The organism is Rhodococcus sp. 27YEA6, from assembly GCF_044908235.1.
GTDB classification, from domain to species: domain Bacteria; phylum Actinomycetota; class Actinomycetes; order Mycobacteriales; family Mycobacteriaceae; genus Rhodococcus_F; species Rhodococcus_F qingshengii.
Window position 1 is genome coordinate 256,973 of the sequence record NZ_JBIYCY010000006.1, and the last position, 25,346, is coordinate 282,318.

Here is a 25,346-nt window from a genome sequence, read left to right on the forward strand (position 1 = left end):
ATTACCCGTCGGTAGCCCACACTTCTCGGGCAACTCGGGCGAAATTTCCGCCGTACACGGCCTCGATCGACGGCTCGTCGAAGCCCCGCTCACGCAATACCTGATCAAGTGTCAGCACGTCCTCCGGAGGAGTCCACTGCAGTGGCCCCCACGCGGTGTACGCCTCGGAGAACGACGACGGGTTCTGCTCGATCTCTTCGCGGAAGTCGTCGGCGTCGAATGAGAAGTCGGAGCCGATCCCGACATGATCGATGCCGACGAGTCCCACAGCCTCTTCGATGTGGTCGGCCATCGCGGACAGCCGAGCCTGGTCGTCATCCGGTCCGTTGACGCCGAGGAATATGCCCACGCCGTTGATCCCGACGACGCCGCCGGTCTCCGCACACGCTCTGGCCTGATCGTCGGTGATGTTGCGCGGATGCTCCCACAACCTTCGGAGGTTCGAGTGGCTGTAGATCATTGCTCGCTGGGTGATAGCTGAGATGTCCAACCCCGTCTGTACAGAACAATGTGAGCCGTCGACCGTCATTCCGACGCGATTCATCTCGGCAACCAGGTCACGGCCGTATCCACTCAACCCCGTGTCCGCCAGGTCCAAGCAGCCGCAGCCGGCAGCGTTCATGTAGTTATACGTCGGCAACATCGAGCGGACTCCGAGGTCGTAGAAGTACGAGACGTTGGCCAGGTCTCCCTCCAGCGGATTCGAGTCCTCCAGGTCGAAGGCCAGGGCGATTCCGCCGGACTCCTGAATCTCGACGACGCCGTCGACGGTGAAGACAGGGGTGATCTCCGGGAACTCGACCCGCGCCTGCCACGCGAAACTCTTGGCGATTGCCGTCGAGTCCGCGCGAGTCTGCGGCGAGTAACCGACGTTCACCGAAACGTAACTCCCCGCTGGGCGCTGATATCGGAGAAGATCTTCGACAGACGCGTTCGACTGCAGAGGTAGGCAACAATGTTGTTCCCATAGTGGATATGTCCGGTTCACTCACTAATCCCGTCGATGATCAGGGAAATTCACCTGAAACTGGTCGTACGTTCAGCAAATCTCTGGTTCACTGGCGGATAACGCACCGATGCGGTAGAACTTACAAGACTCACACGCCCTGTACCTATCGACAGAGCATGTACCCAGCATGAATTCCCGTACGGGAACAGCAACAAAGGACCGTTCACTCCTGGGCGGATTCGAAGGAATTTTAGGTGGAGGTTTCTGAACGTATGCGTGCTCGCACTTTCAAGCGTGGCCGTCTGGTCGCCGCTGTAGCCGCAGTATCCGTGCTGCCGATGCTGATCAGCCCTGCAGTGTCGTCCGCAGGCGGAGATCCGTCGACCACCACGGCAACTGTTGCCAAGGCAAACACAACGGGTTCCAAGCTCTCGAGCCGCACGGACAACGGGCGCATCGCCACCATCAAGGTGTACTCACCTTCCATGGGACGCGACATTCCGCTCGAGGTCATCCTCCCGGCAGACGGCAGCGAACCCCGCCCGACCCTCTACCTGCTCAACGGTGCAGGCGGCGGCGAAGACCGGGCGACGTGGCAGCGTCAGACCGACGTCAACGAGTTCTTCGCTGACAAGAACGTCAACGTCGTCACCCCGCTCGAAGGTGCATTCAGCTACTACACCGACTGGGTGAACGACGACCCGTCCCTCGGCCGTCAGAAGTGGCAGACGTTCCTGACCCAGGAACTCCCGCCCGTCATCGACGCCGAGTTCAACACCAACGGCGTCCAGTCGATCTCCGCGATCTCGATGACCGCGACCTCGGTCCTCAACCTCGCCATCGCAGCTCCGGGCCTCTACAAGGGCGTCGGTGCATACAGCGGATGCGCCGAGACCAGCACACCGGTCGGCCAGTCCTCCATCGAACTGGTTGTGGGCATGCGCGGCGACGCTGACGTGACCAACATGTGGGGCCCCCTCGACGGCCAGGGCTGGATCGACAACGACCCCGTCGTCAACGCCGAGAAGCTCCGCGGCACCGAGCTCTTCATCTCCACCGGATCCGGACTCCCCGGCCCGCACGACACCCTGAACAACGAGGCGATCAACGGACAGGTCGGCACACTCGCCAACCAGGTGATCGTCGGCGGCGTCATCGAGGCAGCAGTCAACTACTGCACCCACAACCTCGCCTACCGCCTCAACGATCTCAAGATCCCGGCCACCTTCGACTTCAAGCCGACCGGCACCCACTCGTGGGGCTACTGGGAAGACGATCTCCACAACTCCTGGCCGATGCTCGCTCGTTCGATGGGTATCTGACCGAAATCGTTCCGACTCGACCCCGCTCCCTGCACTTCCGGGAGCGGGGTCGAGTGCTTGTCTGGGCCGATTCGGGGGTTAATTCGGGGGTTAGTTCCGGGGCCAATTCAATTGTCAGGCAATCGAATCGCGTCACTTTCTGCGCCCGCTCTGCTTTACTGACACATAACAAAAAGTGAACCTGTTCCAGTAAGGGCTCACAGGCACTTCGATCCGTTCCGGATCCGAAGACATTCAGGTGGAGGATCCGAACGTATGCGTGCTCGAATTTTCAAGCGTGGCAGTGTGATCGCAGCTCTCGCAGTGGCCACGGTGCTGCCGATGCTGATCAGTCCGGCGACAGCTTCTGCGGGCGGTGACACGTCCGGATCGCACGTCGTGAGCAACACCAAGACCGGCGACCGCAAGGTCACCATCTCGGTCTTCTCCCCGGCGATGGATCGCAACATCCCGCTCGAGGTCATCCTCCCCGCAGATGGCAGCGAACCCCGCCCGACGCTCTACCTGCTCAACGGTGCAGGCGGCGGCGAAGACTCGGCGACCTGGCAACGCAAGACCGACGTCATGAACTTCTTCCAGGACAAGAACGTCAACGTCGTCACTCCACTCGAAGGCGCGTTCAGCTATTACACCGACTGGGTGAACGACGATCCGGTTCTCGGTCGCCAGAAGTGGCAGACGTTCCTCACCAAGGAACTCCCGCCCGTCATCGACGCCGAGTTCAACACCAACAAGGTCCAGTCGATCTCCGCGATCTCCATGACCGCGACCTCGGTCCTCAACCTCGCCATCGCGGCTCCCGGCCTCTACAAGGGAGTCGGGGCGTACAGCGGATGCGCTGAGACCAGCACCCCCGTCGGTCAGAGTGCGATCGAACTTGTCACAGGTACCCGCGGTGGAGCTGACATCACCAACATGTGGGGCCCGCTCGACGGTCAGGGCTGGAAGGACAACGATCCGGTCCTCAACGCCGAGAAGCTCCGCGGCACCGAACTCTACGTCTCCACCGGCTCCGGACTCCCCGGCCCACACGACACTCTCGCCAATCCCGCGATCAACGGTCAGGTCGGTGCGCTCGCCAACCAGGCGATCGTCGGCGGCGTCATCGAGGCAGCGGTCAACTACTGCACCCACAACCTCGCCTACCGCCTGAGCGATCTGAAGATCCCGGCCACCTTCGACTTCAAGCCGACCGGCACCCACTCGTGGGGCTACTGGCAGGACGATCTCCACAACTCCTGGCCGATGCTCGCTCACTCCCTGGGCGTCTGACCCGATTCGTTCTCACTCGACCCCGCTCCAGTGTTTCGGGAGCGGGGTCGAGTGCTGTCGGGAGCGAGCAGTAAGAATGGACGTATGACTTCCGATCAGCAGCCCACCACCGGCGACGACCCCTACCTCTGGCTCGAAGACGTGACCGGTGAGTCTGCACTCGATTGGGTCCGTCAGCACAATGCCGTGACCGAGGAGCAGCTCACCGACAACGAGCGCTTCGATCGACTACAGAGCGACGTGCGCGAGATCCTCGATACCGACGCGCGAATCCCCTACGTCCGCCGTCGAGGTGAGTTCCTCTACAACTTCTGGCGCGACAGCACCCACGTTCGCGGATTGTGGCGACGCACGACGTTCGATCAGTACGTCACCGACGACCCGGAATGGGACGTCCTGGTCGACCTCGACGCCCTGGCCGAGGCCGAGGGCGAGAACTGGGTCTGGAAGGGCACGCAACTTCTACGGCCACACCGCAACCGTGCATTGATCAGCCTCTCCCGCGGCGGGGCAGACGCGGCGGTCGTTCGCGAGTTCGACATCGACAAGCGCGAGTTCCTCGCTCCCGAGGGCGAGAATCCCGGCTTCTACCTTCCCGAGGCCAAGACCGACATCGACTGGATCGACATCGATACCGTCTACGTCGGAACGGATATCGGACCGGGGTCGCTCACCGATTCCGGATATCCCCGTCTGGCCCAGCGGTGGAAGCGCGGCACTCCCCTCTCCAGCGCCGAGACCGTCTACGAGGGCCAGGCCACGGACGTGGCCATCTCGGCTTCGCACGATCCGACGCCCGGGTTCGAACGGGACTTCGTCACTCGCTCGGTCGATTTCTACAACTCTCAGCATTTCGAAGTTCGCCCCGACGGTGAACTGGTGCTCGTGGACGTCCCCGAGGACGCCGGGATCTCGATTCACCACGAGTGGTTGTTGATCCGCACCAAGTCCGTGTGGGCCGTCGAGGACACCGAATATCCGACCGGCGCACTGCTTGCCATCCGTTACGACGATTTCCTTGCCGGCTCACGAGCACTGACATCGATCTTCGAACCCGACGCACATTCCTCGCTCGAGCACTACACCTGGACACGCGATCATCTGATTCTGGTGGTCCTGACCGACGTGCGCACGACGCTGCGAATCCTGACGCCGGGCGAAAACGGCTGGGAGGATCGACCTTTCGAAGGGCTTCCAGAACTGACCAGTATCGAAATTCTCGACACCGACCCTGATGTCAGCAACGAGTACTTCGTCAATTCGAGTGGATACACCTCCCCTGCAACTCTTTTGCACGGCGTGATCGGCGAAACCGAACCCACTGCCCTCAAGCAGGCTCCCGCGTTCTTCGACGCCGAGGGCATCACCACGGAGCAGTTCTTCGCCACCTCTGCCGACGGCACCCAAGTTCCGTACTTCGTGGTGCGCAGTCCGCGTAGCGAGCCCGGCCCTACCCTGCTCTACGGGTACGGCGGATTCGAGATCTCGCTGACACCGTCGTACAGCGGTTCTCTGGGCCGTGCCTGGCTGACGCAGGGCGGAACCTATGTGGTTGCGAACATTCGTGGTGGCGGCGAGTACGGACCCGGTTGGCACACACAGGTTCTCAAGGCCGGGCGCCACAAGGTGCACGAAGACTTCGCTGCCGTCGCGAGAGACCTCGTCGATCGCGGAATCACGACCCCGGATCTTCTGGCAGCTCAGGGCGGTAGCAACGGCGGCCTGCTGATGGGCATCATGCTGACCAAGTACCCCGAGCTCTTCGGCGCCATCGTCTGTCAGGTCCCGCTGCTGGACATGCGCCGATTCCATCTCCTGCTGGCCGGCGCTTCGTGGATGGCCGAATACGGTGACCCCGATGTCCCGGAGGAGTGGGCATTCATCTCGGAGTACTCGCCGTATCAGAACATCGACGCCGCCGCGTCGTACCCACCGATCCTGATCGCGACGTCCACCCGCGACGACCGCGTCCACCCCGCGCATGCCCGCAAGATGGCCGCACGGCTGGAAGAGCTGGGCAAGCCGGTGCTGTATTTCGAGAACATCGAGGGTGGCCACGGCGGCGCCGCGGACAATGCTCAGCTGGCCTTCAAGACTGCGCTGACCTACGAGTTCCTCTGGCAGAAACTCGCCTGATCTTTCAGCGGTCGCGCAACCACGCGACGACGCGCTCGCTCACAGCGGTGGGATTGCGTATCCAACCGTTGTGACCGAGTGGTTCGTCGATGTGCGTCATCGTCACTTGGGCCCCGGAGAGCTTGTCCACCAGGTTCTTTGCCGACCGGCGTGGAGCGAGATCGTCCCCTTCGATCGTGATCGACAGAACCGGCAAGGTCAGGCGAGCGATCCGCTCCTCGTAGTCGATATCCGCACCGACGGGTTCCATGCGACCGGTCCTGGCGAACCGGGCCCAATCGGTGATCAGTACTTTCGACTGTCGACCGAAGCCGCCGACGTTGACCCGGTCTCCAGGCCAGAAGCCGGCGATGTTGGCTGTCACCGACATCGCGGACGAACCCAGATAGAGTCCGGGCGCACGGATTCCGGGGAATCCGCGGTGATACGGCGATCCGGAGGCAACCAGGATCAGTCCGCCGAGCCGGCCCCGAATCCTCGACGCGTACATGACCCCGATCTGGCCGCCCATGCTGTGCCCCATCAGAAATGGTGTGCTGGCCGGAAACCGCTCACGCACCACCTCGAACGTCGCCGGACAATCGATCGAGACCAGTTCCTGATATCCGAAAACACTCGACGCGCTCGGGCGCGGTTTGCTGTCACCTTGGCCACGCAGTTCACCGATGGCCGCATTGAAGCCGGCTTCGACCAGGGCCTGCGCCACCGGATCGTAGAACCCGGCGGGAACTCCGAGCCCGGGCAACATCACCACCACGGGTGCGTCGTCGTTCGGTCCGGGAAACAGACGGATCGGGGTCACGGTGCCGTCGGGGAGTTGGATCGGTACGGTCTCCATTCAACTCACACTAACCACCCACGCCGCGGATGGGCAGAGCCCACGCGCCGACTATTCGAGGCTTCCCACGATCAGCGGATCCGGAGTACCCACGATCTCGTAATCCTTGTTGTCGTAATCGAACTGACTGAGCACGTGACGCATCGCGTTTATCCGTGCGCGTTTCTTGTCATTGCTCTTGATGACGGTCCACGGAGCGGTGTCGGTATCGGTGAACCGGATCATCTCTTCCTTCGCCGCCGTGTACGCATCCCACTTGTCCAGAGAAGCGATGTCCATCGGCGAAAGCTTCCACTGCCGCACGGGATCGACCTGTCTGATCGCGAACCGCGTGCGCTGCTCCAGCGGGGAAACCGAGAACCAGAACTTGATCAAGCTGATGCCGTCGTCGACGAGCATCTGCTCGAACAACGGCACCTGGCGCAGAAATCGCTCATGCTCCTCGTCGGTGCAGAAACCCATGACCCGCTCGACCCCGGCCCGGTTGTACCAAGACCGATCGAACATCACCAGTTCCCCGGCAGCCGGAAGGTGCTGCACGTAGCGCTGGAAGTACCACTGCGTCGACTCGCGGGCCGACGGCTTCTCCAATGCGACGACCCGTGCGCCGCGAGGATTGAGGTGCTCCATGAATCGTTTGATCGTTCCGCCCTTGCCGGCAGCGTCGCGTCCTTCGAACACGATGGCGTGCCGTGCGCCGGTTTCCTTCGACCAGTTCTGCAGCTTGAGGAGTTCGATCTGCAGCAGACGCTTGGACATTTCGTACTCGTCCCGAGGCATCCGTGCGTCGTACGGGTAGCCCTCCCGCCAGGTGTCGACCTCGAAACCGTCCGGCGACGTCAGCAGCACCGGATCGTCGTCGTCATTGTCGTCGACGGTGAAGGCGGCGGTGTCGGCCAGATCGACGGCGGTCGAGAGATCCGCGAAGGCGCTGAGGAACGGTCGGCGTTCTGCTAAATCGGTCACCGCCGACAAGTTAGTCTCCCGCAGCAACTGTTCGGTGAAGCTGGGATGAACTACCGGGGTATGACACGGCGGCCTCAAAAGATCAGGGTGCAGATGGGGGTCGTCCCCGATGGTGCGCGGTGCCATCTCGCTTCAGAATTGAAGCATGACATTCGAAAGCAACACACCTCGCCCCTTCACCCGTTCCAACGACAAGAAAATGTTCGCCGGAGTGTGCGGCGGAATTGCAGATTACTTCGGCGCCGACGTCAATCTTGTCCGTCTACTCGCCGTTATCGCCGCTATTTGCACGGGTGGAACCGCGGCTTTGGTATATCTCGCCGCCTGGATGCTCATGCCGTTAGGTTGAGGATTCCGGCACCTGACATGGCGAGAATTACGCGCCGACAAAAGGTATTTCGGGGCCTACGCGCCAACACGAGCAGGCCCCGAAATCAACAATCTACTTGGCGGCCTTCAACTCTCCACCGCTGAGCGCAGCGAGGGCCTCGAGACCCTTGACGGCCAGGCCACTGACGCTGCCCAACCCCTGACCGATGATCGCACCGACTGAGCCGGCAGCGTCCATGACAGATCCTTCAAGCATGACGTTCTCCTTTAGATGTTCAGTGGTTCACTTGGGACGAGCAAATGACGCCGATCAGAAAACTCAGGGAACGACAGGCGGCGTAAAGCTGAGGGTGTCGAGAGATCCGAAGATTCCACCGGCGGTGTCAGCCAGTGAACCGAAGAGGTTTGCACCGACATTGTCCAATCCCAGCAGCATTGTCAGCAAAGCCTGCATCGGTGCACCGTCCCCATTCGGACCACCGAGAATATCCATCAACGAACCCATGTTCAGCTCCTCGCGTAGGTGATTCTTTTTACCGTCGGTGACGATTATCGAACCAGTCCGGCGGTAGACACTCGACGTGTCGACAGTCACATTAATCCGCGAGATAACGACTCGACACCACTACGGACAATTACCTTAATTAGGATGAATTCGACAGAAATTTCCCGAACACAAATCGTCGATTCACCACAAGTTCCGACGCAAGTTGCACTTTATCGTTCGACTACCTCACGATTTTGGTCAGAAACTGCCTGCAAAAGCGTCGTGAACCCCACCCGCAACAATTCGACGTAGTGCTCGATATCCGGCATCGTCTCTTGCGAGACGATGACATTGAGCGTCAGAGAACCTCCACGCGCGGCAATGAGGAAGTGGCGCAGAATGTCTCCGTCGACCGGCGCCTGCCCGCCGAGAACTGCCACCGCCGGCGCACCTTCGAAAACATTGCCGTCGACCGATACCGGGACATTGCTGATCGTCGTGTTCTGAATGACCTTGTGCGAAGGGTCCAGCTTGTTGAGCCGACGCGAGAGACCGGTGAGTCTGAGCAGAGCCGCAGGCGAGGTTTCGATGCGTGTGCCGTAACGACGGACGGCTGGGTGCGAACTCCGCCCCTTTGCCATCAGCGCCGAATCCCTGATCAGTGTCAGCCGCTCGACCGGATTTTCGACGTCCGTGTGCAGATCGACCGTCAACAGCGCCAGTTGGTTGGCCGATTCCCATTCGGCTATCTGCCGCATCGATCGGGGAACCATCGCCGCCAACCCACTGGCCGACTTCTCGCCCTTTTCCGACAGGTATGCGTCGAGAGCACCGGCGACCACGGTCAGGAAGATGTCGTTGACCGTCACGTCCGGAACGGCCGCTCGGATCGCTTTGATGTCTGCGCCGTCCAGCGTCAGGAAATCGATCGTGATGTCTCCGCCCAGCACGCCGTTGAATCGGGTCGGTAGGCGGTCGGCCGAGTACGTAGGCAGCTCTCCGGCCTCTTCCGCCTCCCGAACCGTCTCGGCCGCAACCTTTGTCACGGACAGACCCCGGCCGAAACGGATCGCCTGGCCGGGCAAACCGACGACCGTGCGCCCGATCAAATCCAGCGACGAAAGCCCCGAACCGGCACGCTTCGTCTCCGGCTTCGGCGGACCGGAGAACAGAAGGTTGGTCAGATCGCGGATCGCCAGACCGTCACCAGCCCCGTGGTGGGTCTTGAGCATGATCAGCGTCAGATTGCCCGGCAGCTCGTCGATCCCGTGCACGCCGGTCATGACGTGCAACTCCCAGGGCGGCCGGGACAGGTCCATCGGCTCCCCGAGCGAGCGCCCGAGCAATTCACGAACCGGGGCCCACCCGGCAACAGGGGCACGATGGACGTGCACGTGATCATCGACGTCGAAATCGGCCGGGACCCAATAGGGATAGTCCAGATCCAGCGGAACTCGCTGGAGTCGACTCGTGAACAGTGGCCAGTACCCGAATCTTTCGGTGATCCACCGAACCGCGTCGTCGTGCGTCATCTCTGCGAGCGGATGGCCCGTCGTGTCGAAGAAGTAGGCGCAGACCATGTGGCTCAGATGTCCGCCGGACTCGTTGTAGACGAACTCCGCGTCTCGCGGTCCCATCTGAGATACCGCGGCTGGCAACGAGTTCCGAAAGATCATGCATGCCCCTCAATTCCGACGCTGAACGAATGTCCGAATTGTAGCGAGCTGACATGCAGATCCTCTGGGTTCTGCTCGGAATCGTTGGGTGTCACCAAATCCAGCAATCGGAGAAGGTGCCTGCGATTCCGATCGATCAGGAGGCAACCTCTTGGTTAGGTGAATCCGCAGTCTGCATCGCGGCTGCCGCTGCCAAGTCATCGAAACTTGCTCGCAGTAGTTCGATGTAATGGTGGAGATCGGGCATGGTCGCGGTATCCGCGATGACGTTGAGGGTCAGTCCCCCACCTGCTGCGGCGACCATGAAATGCCGTAGCCCATCCCCGTCGATGGGCGCTTGCACTGCAAGCACAGCCGCGCCCGGGGCGCCGGCAAGCGTCAACCCTTCGACCGAGAGTGGAATGTTACTCACCATCGTGTGCTGGTAACGCGGTCGATCGAGGCTGTGATCGTTCTGCTTGCGCGCATACGCCATCAATCTCATCAAAGGCGCGGGCGTGGTCTCGACTGCGGCCCCGGCACGCCTGACCGCGGGATGGGACGTGCGCGCCTTCTCCGACCGTGCCGAACTCGAAATGAGCGCCAACCTCTCCAATGGGGACTCGACCTGGGTGTGCATATCCACCAGCAGAGCCACCAACTGATTCGCCGACTCCCACGCTTCGACCTTACGCACCGAGCGAGGAACCATCGCGATCAAGGAATCGCTTGGCCTTTCATCCTTTTCCGTGAGGTAGCGCGTCAGAGCGCCTCCGACAACGGCGAGTAGAACGTCGTTGACAGTGGCACCGGGCACCGAATCCTTGATCTCACGGACCTGCTCCCCGGACATTGTCATCGGTTCGAGTGAGGCAGCTCCACTCACCTTGCCGTTGAATCGAATTGCAGGCCTCTCGTTGAGGCTCTCCACCCATTCTCCTGCCTTCTTCGCAGCGTCAGCATCTCTCTGAGCGCGTCGGTTGCCTGGTACCTGCCTTGCGAAGCGATATATTCGGCCGGGAAACCCCAGTAGCGACTTGGTGAATATCCTCGCTCGCACAAACGGCACAGACGGTTCGGACCCAGCCTGCTGCACCTTGCCCGAAAAGATAGCCTCGCCCAACGTCCTGATGGCGATACCGTCAGCTGCACTGTGGTGAGACTTGAGCACCACCGCCGTCAGTCGGCCCGGCAATTCTTCAAGTCCCTCCAAACCTACGAAGAAGTGCAGTTCCCACGGCGGACGGCGCAGGTCCATCTTCGTGGTCAACAACGCGCTCAACGGCTTTTGCAGCGCTGCCCATCCTGTGTCGTTGATCTTGTTGACGTACACGTGCTTTCGGACGTCGAAGTCAGGGTCTGTCACCCAGTAGGGATGGTCCAGTCCCAACGGAGTCCGTTGGACTCGTTGAGTGAACATGCGATCACATCCGAGGCGTGCGGTAACCCAGTCCACTGCCTGTTCTGCCGTGAATTCCGCGCTTGGGTGCAACGATGTCTCGAAGAAGTACACAGCGATCAGATGGTTCAGGTGACCAGCGCCCTCGTGATAGATGAATTCGGCATCGCGTGGGTTCAGCTGCGCCATCCTTGCGCCTGACGTGTTGGACGCGCCCATTGAACTCCTTGTATCGCGGCTGGTTGCCCGCACATTCGCCTGAGTGCAAAGCTTGTGACTATGAGGCCAGTGATTGCAAAACCGATGGTCCCCGAAGCCAGAGGGCTACGGGGACCAAAGTTTCAAGCAAGTGCAGGTTGTGCAGGTTCGCCTGACTGCTCCGCTACGATGCTGTCCTCGACAACCGAACAATATGATGCAGTCGCTGGAGTGATCACGGCTTTTGTGGAGGATCCTTGATGATCTTGCTTCCAGTGGAAGTGAGACCAAGCATGTTCGATACCCACGTGATCATTCCGGTTAAATAAGTTTGCAGCATGACCGATTCCGTTCTTTCTATGGCGTGGGGGAAGACGACAGCGCGTTCAAATACTTCACAAACGTGCCCACGAGATCGACCGATCCGAAATCGACGATCTTGGACAGGTAGTCCAGGAAGAGATCGAACATCTTTTCTCCTTCTCCTTTTACAGGCCGGCTACGGAGCCGAGGACCGATTGGACGCTGCCCGCCGCAGCCTCACCGAGCGCACCGCCCATGTTGAGGCTTCCGGTGATCGACACGAAGATTCCGTCAACGACCTTGACCAAGTAGAACAGTGGATCCACGAGGGATCCGACGTCAACGCTTGCGAGCGCACCTATCAAACTAGCTGTGTCCACCGTATTTCACACTCCTTGAGATTGATTTCGTTCACTGGCTAAAGCAATTCACTTCTCAGTCGACGTTCGGGAACCAGCCGAAGTCAACCGAGGCGATAAACGGGGTAAACAAAGCCATCCCGAGAATGTTTTTGATCAACCCCCCGGCCTCGCCCTCGAGAACGTCCGCAATCGATCCCAGATCCATCATTCGCTCCTGTCATCAAAAACATTGGAAGAAGAACTTGCAGGTGCCGTCAACTGAGGTCGATTGCCGAAACCAACGATCCGGTGACCCCGTCGATTCCCGGCATGAGCGAACCGGACCAGACGTTACCCAGCAGGTCGGTGAACAATGCCGCCGTTGTCTGCAGGAACATGACGATCATATTGAATCCCACGCTTTCGATTGGCCGCGAATACTCACGGAACATTTACATTGGAATGCTTGATGCAGCCCACAAAGAACCGGTCCGAGCAGCAATTAAAGAATCCCAGTCGAACGATGAAGCCGAGATCCTCCGGGGCTGGTGCCCACTTTCCGCGGCTGTGACTGACATCAAGGTAGTGCAATAGGATCCGGTTTGGGTGCTTTTTGCCCAAGAATTTCAGATGGATCTGAAACCTGTTCCATATTCGCAGGTCTAGCGTCCAAGACGCCTGAAAATCGAGCAAAATGGAATAGCAACCGGAATTTACGTCGTCCGAAAGGCTTAGTACTTGAGGGTATTCAGGACAGAATTATCCACCAAAAGAACTAGACGTATCCGCACTTCACAGGTTAGCGGAGGCGAACAATCGGGACGGAAAATATCAAACATCCTTCAACATTCGGATAGATGAAGCTTCTCGTTCCCCACCTTCTCGATACACCTGTTACGCCATGAGGTTGTCCACACACACGCGGCCATCCACAAAGTGGCTTCTGAATCCGCGTCGTCAGGCTCTTGCCGCCACAGTGCATACGTGGAAGTTGTCACAAGAAACCAGTTGCTCGAGCAGGGCACTTCGCGCAGTTCGATCTCCCGATCCACGCGGTCAGGGCGACTCCATCGAATCCTGCCGTCGGTGTACTCCACCGAAGAACCTGGATACTTCGAGCGTGCGTCGCGGTCACACTGTGGAAGCCTGAGGCCGTCCTCAGCCATACCAGCGCAGCCTGGCTGTGGGATCTCCTGCCGGAGGAACCACTCTTCGTCGAGGCCACCGTGGCTCCCAGCGTCCGAGCAGCCAGTCCGCAGTGGGTACGGCTTCACCGACGAACAGGAGTCTCGTCGGATGAGTGGATGGGTTTACCGATCGTGCCGATCGAGCAGTGCTTCATCGACGTCGCGACCACGTTGCCACGGCCCGCACTCGAGGCCTTCTTCGACGCGGCGGTATCGACCCGAGTGCCGTGGAAGTCGATAGCCCAACTGTGTGATGCGAGCCGCGGCAGGCACGGGATCCCCGCCGTACGCGAACAACTCCGCACCTGTTGCCCGCTCACTCGTTCGGAACCGGAGCGAGCAGTCGCCCGTGCACTGACTGCGCGCAACGTTCACCTGGAGATCAACGCTCGGGTCGGACCCTACTTCGGCGATCTGGTCGACACGCGAGCCCGGGTGATCGTGGAGATCGACGGGCGCGAATTCCATACCGACCCCGCAACTTTCAACAACGATCGACGGCGTCAGAACGCACTCGTTCTCGACGGATGGATGGTGTTGCGTTACTCCGCCGCCACCGCGATGGCCCATCTCGACGCTGTGGCGGACGAAATCATCACAGTGGTCCGAAGACGCCGACACAACCGGGCGTAAGCGCGGGCGTAAACGCACACAGCATCGAGCGCGCAACGGGAAACCGCGATCGCGTCGCAGTAGTGGACAAAAATGCCCGCAAATACCTCCGCACAAGCAAAAGCCCGGCCCACCGAATGGTGGGCCGGGCTCTAGGAGCTAGGTGGAGATGGACTCAGAAGTCCATGCCGCCCATGCCGCCGGTCGGATCGCCTGCAGGCGCTCCGGCCTTCTCGGGCTTGTCAGCGACAACGGCTTCGGTCGTCAGGAACAAAGCCGCGATGGACGCTGCGTTCTGCAGTGCCGAGCGGGTGACCTTGACCGGGTCGTTGATGCCTGCAGCGAGCAGGTCGCCGTACTCGTTGGTCGCAGCGTTGAGGCCGTGACCTGCGGGCAGGTTGGAGACCTTGTCCGCAACAACGCCGGGCTCGAGGCCTGCGTTGAATGCGATCTGCTTGAGCGGAGCGGACAGTGCAACGCGAACGATGTTCGCGCCGGTTGCCTCGTCACCTTCGAGCTTGAGGTCGTCCAGTGCGGGAGCTGCCTGGAGAAGTGCAACGCCACCGCCGGCGACGATGCCCTCTTCGACGGCTGCCTTTGCGTTACGCACTGCATCTTCGATGCGGTGCTTGCGCTCCTTGAGCTCGACCTCGGTAGCAGCGCCGGCCTTGATGACTGCAACGCCGCCGGCCAGCTTGGCCAGACGTTCCTGCAGCTTCTCACGGTCGTAATCCGAGTCGCTGTTCTCGATCTCGGCGCGGATCTGGCTGACACGACCGGCGATTGCGTCGGCGTCGCCGGCACCCTCGACGATGGTGGTCTCGTCCTTGGTGATGACGACCTTGCGTGCCTGGCCGAGGAGCTCGAGGCCTGCGGTCTCCAAGGAGAGTCCGACCTCTTCGCTGATGACCTCGCCACCGGTGAGGATGGCGATGTCGGCGAGCTGAGCCTTACGACGGTCACCGAAGCCGGGAGCCTTGACGGCAACAGACTTGAAGGTGCCACGGATCTTGTTGACCACGAGGGTGGAGAGAGCTTCGCCCTCGACGTCCTCGGCGATGATCAGGAGCGGCTTGCCGGACTGGATGACCTTCTCCAGCAGGGGCAGCAGGTCCTTGACCGTGGAGATCTTGGAGCTGACGAGCAGGATGTACGCGTCTTCGAGGACGGCTTCCTGACGCTCTGCATCGGTGGCGAAGTACGCCGAGATGTAGCCCTTGTCGAAGCGCATGCCCTCGGTGAGCTCGAGCTGCAGGCCGAAGGTGTTGGACTCCTCGACCGTGATGACGCCTTCCTTGCCGACCTTGTCCATAGCCTCGGCGATGAGCTCACCGATGGACGGGTCGCCGGCGGAAATACCGGCGGTAGCAGCGATCTGCTCCTTGGTGTCGATCTCCTTGGCGGTCTCGAGCAGGCGAGCTGTGACAGCCTCGACAGCCTTCTCGATGCCGCGCTTGAGGCCGAGCGGGTTCGCGCCGGCTGCGACGTTGCGCAGGCCTTCACGGACCAGAGCCTGTGCGAGAACGGTAGCGGTGGTGGTGCCGTCGCCAGCGACGTCGTCAGTCTTCTTGGCGACCTCCTTGACGAGCTCGGCGCCGATCTTCTCGTACGGGTCGTCGAGTTCGATCTCCTTGGCGATGGAAACACCATCGTTGGTGATCGTGGGGGCGCCCCACTTCTTTTCGAGAACGACGTTGCGACCCTTGGGGCCCAACGTCACCTTGACAGCGTCGGCGAGGGCGTTGAGGCCTCGCTCGAGGCCACGACGTGCCTCTTCGTCGAACGCGATGATCTTTGCCATTGCGAAGTGATCCTCCGGATAGGGGGTGACACACAAGGTGACCGCTCGTCGGGTCACCTCATCGGCACAAGGCGACCGTTTGACCAGTCACCTCATTACACGGGCGACCGATTTGCCTGGTCACCCATCTACGCCTGTGGTCTAGTCAGTGCCCGCGACGGACGACCGGGGGTGTCTATGGTTCCCGGTCTCACTGCCTCGACCTGGCACTCACGGTTCGCGAGTGCCAACTGCATTTTTAGCACTCGAGCGTGCCGAGTGCAAGGTTGAGCCTCAGCCCGCGATGCAGAACTGTCCGTTACTCAAATTGACCGCAAACGAGAGCACTCCGACGCAGTCGACGCCGTTGGCATCGGCCGTAGCGCCCGCTCCGTAACCGGCGATGGCGAAGGTGACGTTGCCGTCAGCCGCCCCGGCCCGCGCGATACCGCCGCCGAGCGCAAATGCCTGCGCCTGACCGTTACCGCGAGAAGCCCCCAGCGCGGTTCCGAAGCCGTTTGCATATGAATTGGAGTAGCCGTTGTCGGCGGCGACGCTCACAGCGGTACCGCTCTCGGCAGCACCGGCCTGCGAACGGCCGGCTCCGACGGACTGCGCGCCGCAGCTCGCGGTCTCGGAGACCTGGATGTCATTGGCCGACGGCGGCGAGACACACGTGACGGGGGCTGCCGAAGCAGCTCCCGCACCGGTCAGCGCCAGCCCGGCGGCGAGCCCCATACCTACAGTCATCACAGCCCCTGTTCTCGCCAGGCGGCCCCCCAACCGACTACTGGAAATTCCGCTGACTCGAGAGGATGAGCGACGGAACCAGACTGACGAGATCAAGGGCATAGAAAACTCCTTCGTGGAACAAGTTCATTGGATTCGGGCGCGAGAGTACCCGCTCGAGTGAAGTCCGTCACCCCCGCCTGGTCAAGCCTCGAGGACGACCCCGAGAAGGGCCGGAAGATCCGCGACCGAATCGATGACATGATCAGGCTTCTGAACCGACAGATCGAGCACTGTTTGCCGAAACTTGCCTGTGCGCACCAGAACTCCGGTCAAGCCGACTCGTTGTGAGGAGAGGACGTCCCCGATCAGGTCGTCGCCGACCATCACCGTCGCCTCAGGTTCGACATGCATCAGCTCCGTGGCTGTCAGGAACCCCGTGAGAGACGGTTTACCCACTGCGGCGATATTTACACCTGCCACTTCCTCGAAGCCCGGCAAGTACGTTCCGGTGTCGATCCGAAGGCCGTCTACGGTCTCCCACATCATCCCGCGGTGCATCGCGACGACGGGCACACCGGCGAGCAGAAGTTCGAGCACTCGGCTCAGCGCCTCGTGAGTGAACTCCGGGCCGGCACCGCCGAGAATCACGACCTCAGGATCGGCGTCGTCGAATTCGATTCCCTCGAGATCGGCAGACACGTCACCGTGATTGAGGACCCACGCCCGCGCGTCCGGATACGTCGCCCGCACGTACTCCCCTGTGAGCCTGGCGGCAGTAACTATCTGGCTCGCCTCGACCTCGATACCGGCGTCGCACAACCCCTGCGCGATGAGCGACGAACTGCGCGAAGTGGTGTTGGTCAGAAACCCACAGGCCAATCCCCGCCGCCGAACTTCGCGTACGGCTTCCCCTGCTCCCTCGATCGGCTGCCAGGACGTGAGCAGGACTCCGTCGATATCGAACAGAACACCTTCGATGTCGGCCATTGCACCAGCCTATATTCGCCATCGAGGTCCTGCCGAGGCGTCGGAACCCGAAATCCGTCGATCGCTCAGTAGGCTCCCACCCATGGACCTGCGCGACGACGACCTATTCTCCGTTGCCGGTTCTCTGGCCGAATTGCTCGGCGCTCCCGTCACGATCGAGGACGAGAACTCGACTGTCCTCGCGTACTCCGGCGGCGAGCAGGCCGTGGACGAAGCCCGCATCGGCACGATCCTCGGCCGGCAGGTACCTAGCCGATTCCGCCAATTACTCTCCGATGCAGGAGTATTCGATCGTCTCCACCGAGAGAGCGACCCAATCTACGTTGATCTCGAAGACCCTGCGATCACGCCGCGCCTGGTCATCGCAGTTCGCGAGAACGATCACCCCGTCGGCTCGATCTGGGTCGCACTCGCCGGAACACCGACGCCCACACAGGAATCGATACTTCGATCCGCGGTATCTGTCGTGGCCGAGAGAATCGCCTCGGAGCGTGACCGGGTCGACAGCACACGCCGTCGCCAATCCCAGCGCGTCCAAGCTCTGATCGGCGGTGGCGAACCCGCATTCCGCGCCGCAGACGACTTGCGGTTGGCAGGCCCGCTCACCGTCGTCGCCGTCGGAACCGTTGCGGGACCACTGCCGGCGGGGTTGGTCGCGTCCTTGAGCTTGTACCTCGACACTCTGGCCGTCGACGCCGTTGCCGCTCAACTGTCCGAGACCATCTACCTTGTCATCGCGACCGACGAGACCAACGCTCGCCGATTGTCCGCCGACTTCCTCACCCGCGCCCGTGGCCGCGAATTCCTGGCAGTGGCCGTCGGTCGGACAGTGAAGTCTGCAAGCGAATCACATCTTTCGCGCTCGGACACCGACCATGTTCTCGGAGCGCTTCGTCATGGCCGGTCCGGCGGAACCGTCGCGGGAATGAGGGACACGTTGGCCTCCGTTCTCGCCCTGCACGTCGCCGACATCATCGACGGACTCGGAGACTCCACACCACTCGGAAGCCTCGAACGTCACGACTCTCAGCACGGCAGCGATCTGGTCGCGACGGCAAAGGCCTTTCTCGAGCACGGCGGTGACGTGGCGAATTCTTCTGCCGCACTGCATGTTCACCCCAACACGCTCCGCAACCGCCTGCGTCGAGGCAAGGAGATGTGCGGCGTCGACCTGACCGACGCCGACACCCGCTTGATTCTGATGCTGCAGTTCAAACTCGCTCGCTGAGCAGGCGCGGCGGTGCGTTGTGCGAATCCACAACGAGGTAGCTCCGACGATGGCCGAACGGCCAGTCCTTTTGCCGCCCCCGCGATTCATGCTTGAGAGAAGAGCCGGATGTGACCGGCGTCTCGGTTCGAGCAGAGTCTGTAGAAGGAGTGCGTCATGGGAACTCGTCAGAGCCCCGATCGTGTGGTCGTGGTCGGTGCGGGTGTTGTCGGATTGTCGACGGCCTGGTTCTTGCAGGAACGTGGAGTCGAGGTCACCGTCGTCGATCGCGACGGCGTCGCAGCCGACGCGAGCTGGGGCAACGCCGGTTGGCTTGCCCCCGCATTGACGCTTCCGCTGCCCGAACCCGCAGTGCTCCAATACGGCTTGCGCGCGATGCTCAGCCCGTCGTCCCCGGTGTACGTGCCACTGACCACCGATCTGAAGCTGATTCGGTTCCTGGTCGGGTTCGCGCGCCACTGCACGCCGTCGAAGTGGCAGGAAGCGATGTCGGTCTACACCGAGGTCAACCGAACAGCCTTGGGCGCGTACGACGAACTCGCCGACGGTGGCGTCAAAGAGCTGACCCGCCTGGCCGATCCTTTCCTCGCCGCGTTTGCGTCCGAGAAGGACCGACAGACTTTGGTGGACGAGTTCCATCACGTCGAGGCCGCGGGCGGCGAGGTCGACTTCGACCTCCTCGACTACGACGCGATTCATTCGCTCGAGCCTTCACTCGGCCAGGGTGTGAAAGCCGGTTTGCGCCTGCGCAATCAGCGTTTCATCGATCCCCCGTTGTTCGTGAACTCGTTGGCGGACGCGGTTCGTGAACGCGGTGGAGAAATCGTCAGCGGTTTCGACGTCACGCAGATCGACGATCGGGTCGGCGGAGTCACTGTTCGCAGTGCACACGGTGATTCACGCGACGGTGACTCCGTAGTCATCTCGAGCGGTGCCCGCTTGAACAAGCTCGCAGCACCGTTCGGTGTGCGCAAACTGGTGCAGGCCGGACGCGGATACAGCTTCAGTGTCAAGCCCGAGCACCTCCCCAAGAACCCTGTGTATTTCCCCACCCAGCGCGTCGCATGCACTCCGTTGCACGATCGCTTCCGAGTGGCCGGAATGATGGAATTCCGCAGCCCTGACGCGCCGCTGGATCCGCGCCGCGTGCAGGCGATCATCGATGCAGCCAAGCCGATGCTCAGCGGCATCGACTGGACTGCGCGGGAAGAGGAATGGGTGGGATCACGACCGTGCACTACCGACGGCTTGCCGTTGATCGGAGCCACGCGCTCGCCGCGCGTGCACGTCGCCGGTGGTCACGGGATGTGGGGAATCGCTCTGGGTCCGTTGACGGGAAAGATGGTGGCCGACTCGATGACCGGCGCTCAGACGCCGACCGTCATGCGCCACTTCGATCCGCTGCGCTGACAGCCGGTTTCACCCACTTGTAGTACGCGCCCGTCAGCAGAACCAGCCATCCGGCACCGACGAGCAGCGCAACTCGGGTATCGGCGATGACGCCGAGCAACACGATGACAAAAGCCAGGAACACGATCGCGAAGATTTGACCGTACGGCCACAGCGGCACTGGAAACTTCAGTGCCGCTGTTTCGTCTGCACTCATCTGAGCGCGGGAACGGAACTGCGAGAGCAGGATCATGATCCAGACGAAAATGGTGGCGAAGGTCGCCAGCGAGGCGATGACGAGGAACACCTGGTCCGGGATCAGGTAGTTGAGCAGTACTCCCACCAACAGGGCACCGGTCATGATGACAACGGTCATCCACGGAACACCGTTGGCGGAGACTCTCTTCATCACCTGCGGGGCCTGACCGGCATGCGACATTCCGAACATCATGCGACCCGCACCGAAAACGTCGCTGTTGATGGCGGACAGGGCCGCGGTGATGACGACGATGTTGAGGATCGATGCGGCCGTTCCCAATCCGAGGTTCTCGAAGATCTGGACGAACGGGCTGTTGTCGGAGTTGATGGTCTGCCACGGAATGATCGCCATGATGACGGCGAGGGTGCAGATGTAGAAGAGAATGATGCGCACCGGGACCGTGTTGACGGCTTTCCTGATGGTCTGCGCCGGATCCTCGGCTTCGCCCGCGGTGATACCGATGATCTCGGTGCCACCGAACGCGAACATGACGATCGCGAAACACGCGACGAATCCGCCGAAGCCCGTCGCGAAGAACCCGCCGTCCGACCAGAGGTGGCTGATTCCGGCATCGGTGTCGTGAACGCCGAATCCGAACACGATGATCGCGATGCCGCCGGCGATCATCGCGATGATGGCGGTGATCTTCACGAGCGTGAACCAGAATTCCAGTTCGCCGAACACCTTGACGCTCAACAGGTTTATCGCGCCGATGAAGAAGACGACAGCCAGAACCCAGATCCATCTCGGTACGTCCGGGAACCAGAACTGCATGTACAGGCCGAAGGCGGTGACGTCGGCGAGGCACACGATCACCATCTCGAACGTGTACGTCCACCCGGTCATGAAACCGGCGAGTGGTCCGAGGTGCTTGTTCGCGTACTCGCTGAACGAACCGGAAACCGGGTTACGGACCGCCATCTCGCCGAGCGCTCGCAACACCAGGTAGACCGCGATACCGCCGATCAGGTAGGCCAGGAGCACCGACGGGCCGGCTCGTTTGATGGCCTCGGCGCTGCCGTAGAACAGTCCGGTTCCGATGGCTGATCCGAGGGCGATGAAGCGGATATGGCGCGCTGTCAGCCCTCGCTTGAGGCCATCCTGCGTCGCGGCGTCGCTGTTCACTTCTCGGTACTCCAGTCGGATGGATCGTCATACGTGCGCGAACCATTGTCCGCTACCACCGCGCGTGTTCCCGCACGACCCTGTTGGACGGCCGTACAGTGACCTGACACACATGGTCCATTGACGGATCGCTTACGATCGACAAAAGTGTTTGTAACTTTACGTAGCATCAACTCGACTGGAGAGACTGTGTCCAACACCCTCGAAGCAAGCATCGACATCGACGCATCACCGCAGGACGTGTGGGCAATCGTCGCCGACCTGCAGCGCATGGGCGAATGGAGCCCCCAGTGCAAGGTGATGAAGGTAATCGGCGGGACCGTGCGTGAGGGCGCCAAGACGATCAACGTCAACCGCAAGGGCCTGCTGGTCTGGCCGACGTCGTCGAAGGTCGTTCGCTTCGAGCCCAACAAGTCGGTGGCGTTCCGCATCGCGGAGAACCGCACGATCTGGTCCTACGAACTCGAGCCGACCGCTACCGGCACCAAAGTGACCGAGCGTCGCGAGGCTCCCACCGGAACGTCGAAGGTCTCGCAGTTCCTCGTCAAGACCGTCCTGGGCGGAAACGCCGACTTCGAGGTCGAGCTCGTTGAAGGCATGAATGCCACCTTGAAGCGTGTGAAGAGCGAGGCCGAGGCGGCTGCACGCACCTCTGCTTGACCCTCGACCTGGTCGAGGCATCAGGATCCGTTCCATGGATCCCGTGATGACACAGATAGCGCAGGCACAAGAATTGGCGAGCTCCGGCGATCGAGCCGGGGCTCGCTCTGCGTTCGAGAAGGTGTGGGAAGAGATCAGCGCCGCCCCCGATGCGCTCCACATCGTCTCCCTCGCGCACTACATGGCCGACGTTCAAGACGATCCGGCTCAAGAGCTCTGCTGGGACCTGCGCGCCCTCGACGCTGCAGATTCGTTGACCGACGCGCGAGCCCAGGAACACCACGCATCGCTGCAGGTCGCCGGTTTCTATCCATCGCTGCACCTCAACCTGGCTGCCGACTACCGCAAACTCGGACGCGACGCCGAGGCCGTCGAGCATCTGACGAAGGCCGAGGCGTCGGTCGGCACACTCGCCGACGACGGTTACGGCCGGATGATCAGGGGCGCTATCGAGCGACTGCGGGCAGAATTGATCCGTGACCACTAGTTCCGCCCTCTTGACGATCGGCGAGATGTCCAGGGCGTCGGCGCTCCCGATCAGCGCGCTGCGGTTCTACGACAAGGAAGGCGTGCTCGTCCCGCATTCCGTCGATCCGCACACCGGTTACCGCTGGTACACCGACGACCAACTCCGCGACGCACGCGTGATCGCCGGTATGCGGCGCGTCGGTGTTCCGATCCGCGACATGATGGCCGTCCTGACCGGACCGGAACCCCATTCGTGCCTCGACGCCCATCTGCGCAACCTCGAGGACGGTCTCGCCGACGCCCGGGCCGAACTGGGACGAATCCACCGCCTGATCGACGCGCTACCTATCTCCGGCGGCGTGGACATCGACTCGTGGGATCTACGACGCGCACTCGACGCCGTGCTGTTCGCCGTGAACGAGGAATCGGAGTTCCCGATACTTCGCGGCGTCCACCTCGACATTCACGACGGCGTCGCTGCGTTTGTCACCACTGATCAGTTCCGGCTCGCGGTCGCCGAGGTGACAGTTCACTCCGCTCTGACGGTGTCCGCTGTCGTTCCCGTCACCTTCGCGCGATTGTTGCGCGACGTCGCCGGCGTCGTGACGCTGACTTTCTCCGCGCGCACGGTGACTGCGTCGTATCCGGGAGGTGAGGTGTCCAGCCCCCTGATCGAGGACGGAGAGTTCCCCGATCACCGAATCCTGCGCGAGCACCACAACGCCGTCGAACTGAGCGGCGACCACCTTGCCGCCCTGCTCAACGGCACCGAGGACAGTGCCGTCGTCAGCGTCGGCGAAGACGGTGGTGCCCGGGTGGATCCGGGCGGAACGGATCCCCGTGAGAAGTTCCGAGTACTGGTCGACCGGCAGCGACTGCGCGACGCCGCCGCAGCCCAACCGGGGCGGCAACTGGTGATCCGAGTAAGCGGTGCGACGCTCCCGCTGGCGATACGCACCGGCGACTGTGTCGGGTACTACTCGTACTTGATGCCACTACAGCCTGTAGGAGAGAAGGCGTTCACGTAATCTATGGATGCTCTACCACCCCGTACTGTCAGTGCGACCAGCAGAAGACCTACCGAGTAGTTAGAGGAGCCTGTGGCACGCCGACCCACACCCCCCGGAACCCCGCAACCCACCGGGATCGGACATATCGTCGATCTGGTTCGCCATGCGATTCCGCCACTTCATCCCGCCGGCCTGCCGTTCGTGCTGGCCCCGCTGGGAGTTGCAGCTCTGGGCCGCAACCGTAAGTGGGTGCGCCGAGCCGGTCTGACCACCGCCGCCGCATGCGCCACGTTCTTCCGTCACCCGCACCGGGTGCCGCCCAACCGCATCGGCGTCGTCGTCGCACCCGCCGACGGCGAGGTGGCGTTGGTCGACAACGCCGTTCCGCCCGCCGAGCTCAATCTCGGAAGCGAGCCGCGCCCGCGCGTCAGCATCTTCCTGTCGGTTCTCGACGTGCATGTCCAGCGCAGCCCTGTCGGTGGAACGGTCAAAGAGGTCGTTCACCAGGCAGGCAAGTTCCTCTCCGCAGATCTCGCCGACGCCAGCGAGGTCAACGAGCGCAACAGCATGCTGATCGAAACCGCCGATGGTCACGACGTTGCGGTTGTCCAGATCGCGGGACTGCTTGCACGCCGCATCGTCTGCTACGCCGGTGTCGGTGACGTCCTGCCGATCGGCGACACGTACGGACTGATCCGTTTCGGCTCACGCGTCGACACCTATTTCCCCGCCGGAACCACACTCCTGGTCGAGCCGGGACAACGCACGATCGGTGCTGAAACAGTTATCGCGCAACTGCCGTGAAGACGCCGAAGATGAAGTCAGCCGTGAAGAAGCCGGGAGCAGCCCAACCCGGCGCGAAGATGCCCAAACGCACCCAGGCGGTGCGGTTGCTGCCGTCCGTCATCACCATCCTGGCGCTGTGCGCCGGGCTGTCCGCCGTCAAATTCGCTCTCGACGGACAACCCGGTACCTCGCTCGCGATGATCGGCGCCGCTGCCGTCCTCGATTCACTCGACGGCCGCATCGCGCGACTGCTCGACGCCACCAGCAAGATCGGCGCCGAACTCGACTCACTGGCCGACTCCATCTCCTTCGGCGTCGCCCCGGCCCTGGTCCTGTACGTGACCTTGCTGGACGGCACCAGCATCGGCTGGATCATCGCGTTGATCTACGCGGTCAGCATCGTGTTGCGACTCGCACGTTTCAACACTCTGCTCGACGACGACGACGTCCCCGCGTACGCACGTGAGTACTTCGTCGGCGTTCCGGCTCCGGCCGGCGCACTCATCGCCCTCACTCCCCTGGCCGCGACGGCTCAGTGGGGTGACGGCTGGTGGTCTTCGCACTTCGTCGTCATCGTGTGGACGCTCTTCTCGGCTGCACTGATCGTCAGCCGCATCCCGACGCTGGCGATGAAGTCGGTATCCGTGCCGCCGCACATGGCGGCCGGCCTGCTCGTCCTGGTGACGTTGGCTGCGGCCGCACTCATCACCTACCCGTACATCCTGCTGATCGTTCTCATCGCGATCTACCTGGTGCACATCCCGTTTGCCGTGCACTCGAAGCGGTGGGTGGCAGCACGTCCCGAAACCTGGGACATCAAGCCTTCCGAACGCCGCGCGATCCGACGCCAACCCAACGTCGGTGGCCGCCGCTCGGCCGCTCGTCTCGGATTGCGGCGACCCCGCTAGTCCACGACGTACTCTCGAG

The 25,346-nt window shown here is 61.8% G+C and carries 26 protein-coding genes; 12 read left to right on the forward strand and 14 right to left on the reverse strand.

All coding sequences use genetic code 11. From position 1 onward, the window contains the following. Position 1 precedes the first annotated feature (1 nt). Positions 2-988: a dipeptidase gene (locus ABH939_RS18545; protein ID WP_285181723.1), complete on the reverse strand. Its 987-nt coding sequence runs from the start codon at positions 986-988 to the stop codon at positions 2-4. 233 nt (positions 989-1,221) lie between these two features. Between ABH939_RS18545 and ABH939_RS18550 the strand changes: the two genes are divergently transcribed. The 3 genes from ABH939_RS18550 (at position 1,222) to ABH939_RS18560 (ending at position 5,679) form a co-directional block, all read left to right on the forward strand. After that, complete coding sequence (locus tag ABH939_RS18550; RefSeq protein ID WP_021343370.1) at positions 1,222-2,271, forward strand: alpha/beta hydrolase family protein; 1,050 nt, start codon at positions 1,222-1,224, stop codon at positions 2,269-2,271. Positions 2,272-2,526: 255 nt separating this feature from the next. Beyond that, positions 2,527-3,543 carry an alpha/beta hydrolase family protein gene (locus tag ABH939_RS18555; RefSeq protein ID WP_003941485.1) on the forward strand — a complete coding sequence of 339 codons (1,017 nt, stop codon included), beginning with the start codon at positions 2,527-2,529 and terminating at the stop codon, positions 3,541-3,543. 84 nt (positions 3,544-3,627) lie between these two features. Further along, on the forward strand, positions 3,628-5,679 hold the full coding sequence (locus ABH939_RS18560) for a prolyl oligopeptidase family protein (RefSeq protein WP_075832594.1): 2,052 nt from the start codon (positions 3,628-3,630) through the stop codon (positions 5,677-5,679). Positions 5,680-5,683: 4 nt separating this feature from the next. Here the strand turns inward: ABH939_RS18560 and ABH939_RS18565 are convergent, their stop codons facing one another. Both ABH939_RS18565 and ppk2 read right to left on the reverse strand, forming a co-directional pair. Further along, on the reverse strand, positions 5,684-6,517 hold the full coding sequence (locus tag ABH939_RS18565) for an alpha/beta fold hydrolase (protein WP_020906717.1): 834 nt from the start codon (positions 6,515-6,517) through the stop codon (positions 5,684-5,686). Between the two features lie 51 nt (positions 6,518-6,568). Continuing rightward, a complete protein-coding gene (gene ppk2 / locus ABH939_RS18570; protein WP_024487730.1) occupies positions 6,569-7,483 on the reverse strand; it encodes a polyphosphate kinase 2 in 915 nt (304 codons plus the stop codon). 145 nt (positions 7,484-7,628) lie between these two features. Here ppk2 and ABH939_RS18575 point away from each other — a divergent pair, with 145 nt between their 5' ends. Further along, positions 7,629-7,832 carry a PspC domain-containing protein gene (locus tag ABH939_RS18575; RefSeq protein WP_003941534.1) on the forward strand — a complete coding sequence of 68 codons (204 nt, stop codon included), beginning with the start codon at positions 7,629-7,631 and terminating at the stop codon, positions 7,830-7,832. A gap of 93 nt (positions 7,833-7,925) precedes the next feature. Here the strand turns inward: ABH939_RS18575 and ABH939_RS18580 are convergent, their stop codons facing one another. The 7 genes from ABH939_RS18580 to ABH939_RS18610 form a co-directional block, all read right to left on the reverse strand. Beyond that, positions 7,926-8,069 carry a hypothetical protein gene (locus ABH939_RS18580; RefSeq protein ID WP_003941503.1) on the reverse strand — a complete coding sequence of 48 codons (144 nt, stop codon included), beginning with the start codon at positions 8,067-8,069 and terminating at the stop codon, positions 7,926-7,928. Between the two features lie 63 nt (positions 8,070-8,132). Beyond that, a complete protein-coding gene (locus ABH939_RS18585) occupies positions 8,133-8,318 on the reverse strand; it encodes a hypothetical protein (protein ID WP_223304379.1) in 186 nt (61 codons plus the stop codon). Positions 8,319-8,530: 212 nt separating this feature from the next. Beyond that, the gene (locus tag ABH939_RS18590) at positions 8,531-9,976 is read right to left on the reverse strand and encodes a wax ester/triacylglycerol synthase domain-containing protein (RefSeq protein WP_404649934.1); all 1,446 of its coding nucleotides are present in this window, start codon (positions 9,974-9,976) and stop codon (positions 8,531-8,533) included. A 136-nt stretch (positions 9,977-10,112) separates the two neighbouring features. Further along, positions 10,113-11,573, reverse strand: a complete 1,461-nt coding sequence (locus ABH939_RS18595) for a wax ester/triacylglycerol synthase domain-containing protein (RefSeq protein ID WP_058038503.1) — start codon at positions 11,571-11,573, stop codon at positions 10,113-10,115. Positions 11,574-12,040: 467 nt separating this feature from the next. Beyond that, entirely contained in the window at positions 12,041-12,235 is a 195-nt protein-coding gene (locus ABH939_RS18600) for a hypothetical protein (protein ID WP_031331808.1), read from the reverse strand. A gap of 55 nt (positions 12,236-12,290) precedes the next feature. Continuing rightward, entirely contained in the window at positions 12,291-12,422 is a 132-nt protein-coding gene (locus ABH939_RS18605; protein WP_003941467.1) for a hypothetical protein, read from the reverse strand. A gap of 49 nt (positions 12,423-12,471) precedes the next feature. Next, the gene (locus tag ABH939_RS18610) at positions 12,472-12,615 is read right to left on the reverse strand and encodes a hypothetical protein (protein WP_153212751.1); all 144 of its coding nucleotides are present in this window, start codon (positions 12,613-12,615) and stop codon (positions 12,472-12,474) included. Positions 12,616-13,500: 885 nt separating this feature from the next. Between ABH939_RS18610 and ABH939_RS18615 the strand changes: the two genes are divergently transcribed. Continuing rightward, positions 13,501-14,016: an endonuclease domain-containing protein gene (locus tag ABH939_RS18615; RefSeq protein ID WP_256083080.1), complete on the forward strand. Its 516-nt coding sequence runs from the start codon at positions 13,501-13,503 to the stop codon at positions 14,014-14,016. Between the two features lie 154 nt (positions 14,017-14,170). Here ABH939_RS18615 and groL read toward each other — a convergent pair whose 3' ends face one another. From groL to ABH939_RS18630, 3 genes are all read right to left on the reverse strand, one after another. After that, on the reverse strand, positions 14,171-15,796 hold the full coding sequence (groL, locus tag ABH939_RS18620) for a chaperonin GroEL (protein ID WP_003941476.1): 1,626 nt from the start codon (positions 15,794-15,796) through the stop codon (positions 14,171-14,173). A gap of 273 nt (positions 15,797-16,069) precedes the next feature. Then, on the reverse strand, positions 16,070-16,627 hold the full coding sequence (locus ABH939_RS18625; RefSeq protein WP_019744475.1) for a DUF6764 family protein: 558 nt from the start codon (positions 16,625-16,627) through the stop codon (positions 16,070-16,072). Positions 16,628-16,708: 81 nt separating this feature from the next. Then, positions 16,709-17,494, reverse strand: coding sequence for an HAD-IIA family hydrolase (locus tag ABH939_RS18630; RefSeq protein ID WP_020906711.1), 786 nt, complete (start codon positions 17,492-17,494; stop codon positions 16,709-16,711). An 82-nt stretch (positions 17,495-17,576) separates the two neighbouring features. Between ABH939_RS18630 and ABH939_RS18635 the strand changes: the two genes are divergently transcribed. Together ABH939_RS18635 and ABH939_RS18640 are read left to right on the forward strand one after the other, a co-directional pair. Further along, positions 17,577-18,722, forward strand: a complete 1,146-nt coding sequence (locus ABH939_RS18635) for a CdaR family transcriptional regulator (protein WP_003941492.1) — start codon at positions 17,577-17,579, stop codon at positions 18,720-18,722. Positions 18,723-18,878: 156 nt separating this feature from the next. Beyond that, a complete protein-coding gene (locus ABH939_RS18640) occupies positions 18,879-20,132 on the forward strand; it encodes an FAD-binding oxidoreductase (protein ID WP_256083081.1) in 1,254 nt (417 codons plus the stop codon). Here the strand turns inward: ABH939_RS18640 and ABH939_RS18645 are convergent. Next, a complete protein-coding gene (locus ABH939_RS18645) occupies positions 20,104-21,495 on the reverse strand; it encodes an amino acid permease (protein WP_019744479.1) in 1,392 nt (463 codons plus the stop codon). The two genes, ABH939_RS18640 and ABH939_RS18645, sit on opposite strands and share 29 nt — an antisense overlap. A 189-nt stretch (positions 21,496-21,684) precedes the next feature. On the opposite strand from ABH939_RS18645, the gene ABH939_RS18650 reads away from it, so the two are divergent. The 5 genes from ABH939_RS18650 (at position 21,685) to ABH939_RS18670 (ending at position 25,327) form a co-directional block, all read left to right on the forward strand. Then, positions 21,685-22,155, forward strand: coding sequence for an SRPBCC family protein (locus ABH939_RS18650; protein ID WP_003941500.1), 471 nt, complete (start codon positions 21,685-21,687; stop codon positions 22,153-22,155). A 34-nt stretch (positions 22,156-22,189) separates the two neighbouring features. Next, entirely contained in the window at positions 22,190-22,642 is a 453-nt protein-coding gene (locus ABH939_RS18655; protein WP_007733713.1) for a hypothetical protein, read from the forward strand. Further along, the gene (locus ABH939_RS18660) at positions 22,632-23,651 is read left to right on the forward strand and encodes a MerR family DNA-binding transcriptional regulator (RefSeq protein ID WP_042450437.1); all 1,020 of its coding nucleotides are present in this window, start codon (positions 22,632-22,634) and stop codon (positions 23,649-23,651) included. Before ABH939_RS18655 ends, ABH939_RS18660 begins: the two co-directional genes overlap by 11 nt. Before the next feature lie 72 nt (positions 23,652-23,723). Continuing rightward, complete coding sequence (locus tag ABH939_RS18665) at positions 23,724-24,437, forward strand: phosphatidylserine decarboxylase (protein ID WP_003941540.1); 714 nt, start codon at positions 23,724-23,726, stop codon at positions 24,435-24,437. Between the two features lie 59 nt (positions 24,438-24,496). After that, positions 24,497-25,327: a phosphatidylcholine/phosphatidylserine synthase gene (locus ABH939_RS18670; protein WP_029254795.1), complete on the forward strand. Its 831-nt coding sequence runs from the start codon at positions 24,497-24,499 to the stop codon at positions 25,325-25,327. Positions 25,328-25,346 lie beyond the last annotated feature (19 nt).

Coding starts and splice junctions, on each gene's coding strand:
- ABH939_RS18590 (WP_404649934.1), bottom strand. CDS start 9,976: ATGATCTTTCGGAACTCGTTGCCAGCCGCGGTATCTCAGATGGGACCG.
- ABH939_RS18550 (WP_021343370.1), top strand. CDS start 1,222: ATGCGTGCTCGCACTTTCAAGCGTGGCCGTCTGGTCGCCGCTGTAGCC.
- ABH939_RS18615 (WP_256083080.1), top strand. CDS start 13,501: ATGGGTTTACCGATCGTGCCGATCGAGCAGTGCTTCATCGACGTCGCG.
- ABH939_RS18670 (WP_029254795.1), top strand. CDS start 24,497: ATGCCCAAACGCACCCAGGCGGTGCGGTTGCTGCCGTCCGTCATCACC.
- ABH939_RS18605 (WP_003941467.1), bottom strand. CDS start 12,422: ATGGATCTGGGATCGATTGCGGACGTTCTCGAGGGCGAGGCCGGGGGG.
- ABH939_RS18560 (WP_075832594.1), top strand. CDS start 3,628: ATGACTTCCGATCAGCAGCCCACCACCGGCGACGACCCCTACCTCTGG.
- ABH939_RS18555 (WP_003941485.1), top strand. CDS start 2,527: ATGCGTGCTCGAATTTTCAAGCGTGGCAGTGTGATCGCAGCTCTCGCA.
- ABH939_RS18635 (WP_003941492.1), top strand. CDS start 17,577: ATGGACCTGCGCGACGACGACCTATTCTCCGTTGCCGGTTCTCTGGCC.
- ABH939_RS18575 (WP_003941534.1), top strand. CDS start 7,629: ATGACATTCGAAAGCAACACACCTCGCCCCTTCACCCGTTCCAACGAC.
- ABH939_RS18640 (WP_256083081.1), top strand. CDS start 18,879: ATGGGAACTCGTCAGAGCCCCGATCGTGTGGTCGTGGTCGGTGCGGGT.
- ABH939_RS18580 (WP_003941503.1), bottom strand. CDS start 8,069: ATGCTTGAAGGATCTGTCATGGACGCTGCCGGCTCAGTCGGTGCGATC.
- groL (WP_003941476.1), bottom strand. CDS start 15,796: ATGGCAAAGATCATCGCGTTCGACGAAGAGGCACGTCGTGGCCTCGAG.
- ABH939_RS18595 (WP_058038503.1), bottom strand. CDS start 11,573: ATGGGCGCGTCCAACACGTCAGGCGCAAGGATGGCGCAGCTGAACCCA.
- ABH939_RS18585 (WP_223304379.1), bottom strand. CDS start 8,318: ATGGGTTCGTTGATGGATATTCTCGGTGGTCCGAATGGGGACGGTGCA.
- ABH939_RS18625 (WP_019744475.1), bottom strand. CDS start 16,627: ATGCCCTTGATCTCGTCAGTCTGGTTCCGTCGCTCATCCTCTCGAGTC.
- ABH939_RS18655 (WP_007733713.1), top strand. CDS start 22,190: ATGGATCCCGTGATGACACAGATAGCGCAGGCACAAGAATTGGCGAGC.
- ABH939_RS18630 (WP_020906711.1), bottom strand. CDS start 17,494: ATGGCCGACATCGAAGGTGTTCTGTTCGATATCGACGGAGTCCTGCTC.
- ABH939_RS18565 (WP_020906717.1), bottom strand. CDS start 6,517: ATGGAGACCGTACCGATCCAACTCCCCGACGGCACCGTGACCCCGATC.